Source organism: Streptococcus oralis (genome assembly GCF_001579175.1).
GTDB lineage: Bacteria > Bacillota > Bacilli > Lactobacillales > Streptococcaceae > Streptococcus > Streptococcus oralis_O.
This window is the reverse complement of record NZ_KQ970759.1, coordinates 242,245-245,184: the sequence shown is the minus strand read 5'-3', so window position 1 is coordinate 245,184 and position 2,940 is coordinate 242,245. Positions and strand designations below refer to the sequence as shown.

The window sequence follows — 2,940 nt, the reverse complement described above, 5'->3', positions numbered from 1 at the left end:
TTCACGACTGGCTTGTTCCCCATTATCGACACCGACCAGTTGACCTTGTCCATGCAATTGGAAACGAACCAAATTATTGGCAGTTGGTACCACATTTCCTTGGCTGTCAACGATTTCGTAGTAGATGTAGGTCAAGTCTTTTCCATCTGCTGCGATTGCATGTTCTTCCTTGACGAGGCGAACACCTGCAGGTTGGCCTGCAGTCGTGATCTTATCACGGGCAATTTCTTTTCCAGCTTCATCGCGAGCTACAGCTTCTAAAGTACCTGGTTGGTAAGCAACCTTCCACTCAAGGTAGAGTTCCTTGGCATTGGCACCTTCTTGGTAAGTTCGTCCATCGCTAGTTTGTTTCTTGTTAAACTTCTTAACCCCAAGAGATTGACCATTCAAGAACAATTCTACGCTTGCAGCGTTTGAGTAAGCACGAACTGGAATCTTACCTTCTGAGTCAGCAACATTTGCTTTTAGACTAGGATCTTCCCAGTTCCAGTGAGGAAGAAGGTGAACCATTGGTTTCTTCTTGACAGAAACCCATTGGCTTTGGTAGAGGTAGAAGTCATGTTTTGGAATACCCGCTGTATCTACAATACCAAAGTAAGAACTCTTAACTGGTGTATGGTTTTGGTTGTGCCATGGTGTAGGCTCCCCAATATAGTCTGTACCGGTCCAGATAAATTGTCCTGCGTAACCAGCATTGTCGCGGTCAAAAGTCCATGAAGCGGTTGCAGTTTTACCCCAACCAACACGGTCATTTCCATAATCGGACTGTTCGTAATTACGCTCAGGTCCGTTACTATGTTTCAATTCCTGTTCAGGGCGATAGTAACTTCCACGTGTACGCGTAGCTGAAGATGTCTCAGAACCGTAAATCAACCAGTTAGGATGTTTTGCACGAAGAGCTTTGTAGTTGTCTTCAGAATAGTTGAATCCAACCGCATCCAGTTCATCAGCAATTTTCTCATGTCCACCACTACCATTACCGAAACGGAACTTATCTGCACCCATGGTAACGTAACGAGTCTTATCAACATCCTTGATAACTTTGACCAAACGTTTAACAGTTGCTAGAGAGTGGGCATCACCATTAGCTTCACCGATTTCATTACCAATTGACCACATGAAGATAGCAGGGTTGTTTTTGCCTCTTTCGACCATGGTACGAAGATCGTAGTCAGACCATTTTTCACCTTTTCTTGCTTCTGGGTGAGTGGCATCTTTTTCAAAGAAACGACCATAGTCATAAGGTTTCTTGCCACCATACCAAGTATCAAAGGCCTCTTCCTGAACGAGCAAACCCAGTTCTGCAGCGATTTGCAAGGTTTGCTCACTAGCAGGGTTATGAGTTGTACGGATGGAGTTGACCCCCATCTCCTTCATTTGTTTGAGACGACGGTATTCTGCCTTATAGTTTTCTTCTGCTCCAAGCGCTCCGTGGTCATGGTGCAAGGAAACACCATGGAATTTAATGCGTTCACCATTCAAAGAGAAACCTTCATTTGGAGTCCAATGATAGTAACGGTAACCAAACAGATCCTTCTTAGCATCAACCAATTGACCGTCACGGTAAACACGCGTAATCAATTCGTACAAGGCAGGTTTATCATTTAAAACGGTCCAGAGTTTTGGTTGTTCAACTTCTAAAATCGCATCAAGACTTGTTGACTCATGTGCTTTCAAGGTACGGCTCGCTGTACGAACCAAGCCTGTTACAGCCTGACCACCACGTTCAACGATTTGATACTCTGCCACCAATTCATGGTCTTTATCATCTGTATTGACGATTTTGCTGGCTACATGCGTTTCAACCTTGCCATGTTGCTGTTGTTCTAGTTTTGGTGTTAAGATGGTTGTACCATTTTTCTCAACATGAACCTTATCTGTCACTTGCAAGGTCACATCACGGTAGATACCACTACCTGAGTACCAACGGCTACTTGGTTGTTTGTTGACTGCATGGACGGCAATCACATTCTCACGACCATCTTTGTGAAGGTATTTGGTGATATCGTATGAGAACTGGTTATAACCATTTGGATAATGCCCCACTAACTGGCCATTGACATAGACTTGAGAGTCCATATAGACACCATCAAAGGTCACTCGAACATTTTTCTTGAGATCTTTTTCATCAAGTTTAAAGGTCTTGCGATACCAAGCTTCACCACCATTGAGCTGTCCACCCTCGTTTTGGGCAGGTGACTGATGGTCAAAATCGTTAAAGATACTCCAGTCGTGTGGGAGATCCAATTTTTGCCATGTTGATACATCGGCATCTGATTTCACAGCTTCTTTAGGATTCGCATTGAGTTTAAAGTGCCAATTTTGATTAAAATTCACTTTTCTATCTTCAATCATTTGATTTACTTCTTCATTTGTCGCAGCTTTCAAATCTTCCTTGACAGGCTTTTCTTGACTTGAAGCTTGAGATTCTACCTTTGGAGCTGTTTCTTCAGGTTTTAGTGACGCTTTCTCCTCTTTTGGAGCTACAGGTTCCTCTTCTTTCTTCTCTGGTTTGCTTGCTTCAATTTGAGCAGCTTGACTTTGATCGACACTTACAGCCTCGTTCTTCTCTGCTACTGCTTGATCCTGTTTTTCCTCCACTGCTGGACTTTCCTCTTTTGCTTGTTCTACAGTGTGCGCAATAGGAGTTTCATCCGCAAAAACTGGTGATTCTCCAACAACACTTCCTCCAAATAGAACAGCACAGGTTCCAATCATGACAGAGCAAGCTCCTACGGCAAACTTGCGAATGCTGTAGACTCTTTTACGATTCCAATGGCCTTTTTCCATAAAATCCTCCTTTAGTAACCGCTTCCATTTCTTTGTAAGCGCATTACTTTTCCATAGCCTTTTATCCTTATTTTATAAAATAATATAGGAAATTTCAATACCCTAAACACAAAAAATCATATTTTTGATTGTTTTTTCTAAAATTTGTAG

1 protein-coding gene is annotated in these 2,940 nt (G+C 42.6%); it reads right to left on the bottom strand.

Annotated features, from left to right (window positions below; all coding sequences use genetic code 11):
- Window positions 1-2,790, bottom strand: a 2,790-nt coding sequence (locus tag SORDD24_RS01235; protein WP_155720115.1) for a glycoside hydrolase family 2 protein, incomplete at its 3' end; no start/stop codon positions are given.
- Window positions 2,791-2,940: the final 150 nt, after the last annotated feature.